The sequence below is a fragment of the Lysinibacillus telephonicus genome (genome assembly GCF_003966145.1).
In the GTDB taxonomy this organism is placed as follows: Bacteria; Bacillota; Bacilli; order Bacillales_A; family Planococcaceae; genus Ureibacillus; species Ureibacillus telephonicus.
Genome location: NZ_RXNR01000147.1, coordinates 1 through 1,443 on the forward strand (window position 1 = coordinate 1; position 1,443 = coordinate 1,443).

Genomic DNA, 1,443 nt, shown 5'->3' on the forward strand with positions numbered 1-1,443 from the left:
TGCGTGACAGGCAGGCATGTTAACCGCTACACCACGGGACCTTTTGGTTGCGGGGACAGGATTTGAACCTGTGACCTTCGGGTTATGAGCCCGACGAGCTACCGAACTGCTCCACCCCGCGATAATATAAATGATAGTAATTATTAGATTAAATAAATGGCGGAGGAAGAGGGATTCGAACCCCCGCGCGGTTTAACCCGCCTGTCGGTTTTCAAGACCGATCCCTTCAGCCGGACTTGGGTATTCCTCCGTTTTATTATTCTAATGGTGGACCTTGCAGGACTCGAACCTGCGACCGGACGGTTATGAGCCGTCTGCTCTAACCAACTGAGCTAAAGGTCCTTTAAAGATGGCGGCAGAGGGGATCGAACCCCCGACCTTACGGGTATGAACCGTACGCTCTAGCCAGCTGAGCTACGCCGCCGGGATCCTTATTATGGTTGGTGGAGCCTAGCGGGATCGAACCGCTGACCTCCTGCGTGCAAGGCAGGCGCTCTCCCAGCTGAGCTAAGGCCCCATAATTATTATTAAAAGTTCACTTTATTCTATGGTCGGGAAGACAGGATTCGAACCTGCGACCCCTTGGTCCCAAACCAAGTGCTCTACCAAGCTGAGCTACTTCCCGTATCTTTTGGCGCGCCTGGCAGGAGTCGAACCCACAACCTTCTGATCCGTAGTCAGACGCTCTATCCAATTGAGCTACAGGCGCTACATCTTGACATGATTTTTATAATGGTGCCGAGGACCGGAATCGAACCGGTACGGTAGTCACCTACCGCAGGATTTTAAGTCCTGTGCGTCTGCCAGTTCCGCCACCCCGGCACATTTGGAGCGGAAGACGGGGTTCGAACCCGCGACCCCCACCTTGGCAAGGTGGTGTTCTACCACTGAACTACTTCCGCATGTGCTTATCTTTTAGATGCGGGTGAAGGGAGTCGAACCCCCACGCCTTGCGGCGCTAGATCCTAAGTCTAGTGCGTCTGCCAATTCCGCCACACCCGCATATTTTATTAAAACTGGTGAGCCATGAAGGACTTGAACCTTCGACCCTCTGATTAAAAGTCAGATGCTCTACCACTGAGCTAATGGCTCGAAAAATGGTGCCGGCGAAAGGACTTGAACCCTCAACCTACTGATTACAAGTCAGTTGCTCTACCAATTGAGCTACACCGGCTTTATGGTGGAGGATGACGGGCTCGAACCGCCGACCCCCTGCTTGTAAGGCAGGTGCTCTCCCAGCTGAGCTAATCCTCCTGGGCTATGTATAGTGAGAGTTTTTCATTCTCTCAAAACTGGATAAAGACATCGAATGCGTTCAATTGTTTGGTTAAGTCCTCGATCGATTAGTATTCGTCAGCTCCATGTGTCGCCACACTTCCACCTCGAACCTATCTACCTCATCGTCTTTGAGGGATCTTACTTACTTGCGTAATGGGAAATCTC

13 tRNA genes and 1 rRNA gene are annotated in these 1,443 nt (G+C 51.8%); all 14 read right to left on the minus strand.

Going from position 1 to position 1,443, the window contains the following annotated elements:
* Positions 1-44: 44 nt before the first annotated feature.
* Positions 45-121 (minus strand) — tRNA-Met (locus EKG35_RS20565).
* Positions 122-157: 36 nt separating this feature from the next.
* Positions 158-250, minus strand: a tRNA-Ser gene (locus EKG35_RS20570).
* 15 nt (positions 251-265) lie between these two features.
* Positions 266-342, minus strand: a tRNA-Ile gene (locus tag EKG35_RS20575).
* An 8-nt stretch (positions 343-350) separates the two neighbouring features.
* A tRNA-Met gene (locus EKG35_RS20580) sits at positions 351-424 on the minus strand.
* Positions 425-441: 17 nt separating this feature from the next.
* Positions 442-517: transfer RNA gene (locus tag EKG35_RS20585), tRNA-Ala, on the minus strand.
* 31 nt (positions 518-548) lie between these two features.
* Positions 549-625: transfer RNA gene (locus tag EKG35_RS20590), tRNA-Pro, on the minus strand.
* A gap of 7 nt (positions 626-632) precedes the next feature.
* Positions 633-709, minus strand: a tRNA-Arg gene (locus EKG35_RS20595).
* Between the two features lie 24 nt (positions 710-733).
* Positions 734-822: transfer RNA gene (locus tag EKG35_RS20600), tRNA-Leu, on the minus strand.
* A 5-nt stretch (positions 823-827) separates the two neighbouring features.
* A tRNA-Gly gene (locus EKG35_RS20605) sits at positions 828-902 on the minus strand.
* Between the two features lie 18 nt (positions 903-920).
* A tRNA-Leu gene (locus EKG35_RS20610) sits at positions 921-1,002 on the minus strand.
* A 15-nt stretch (positions 1,003-1,017) separates the two neighbouring features.
* A tRNA-Lys gene (locus EKG35_RS20615) sits at positions 1,018-1,092 on the minus strand.
* 6 nt (positions 1,093-1,098) lie between these two features.
* Positions 1,099-1,174: transfer RNA gene (locus EKG35_RS20620), tRNA-Thr, on the minus strand.
* 4 nt (positions 1,175-1,178) lie between these two features.
* A tRNA-Val gene (locus tag EKG35_RS20625) sits at positions 1,179-1,254 on the minus strand.
* A gap of 69 nt (positions 1,255-1,323) precedes the next feature.
* Positions 1,324-1,443, minus strand: a 23S ribosomal RNA gene (locus tag EKG35_RS20630); the annotation flags it as partial.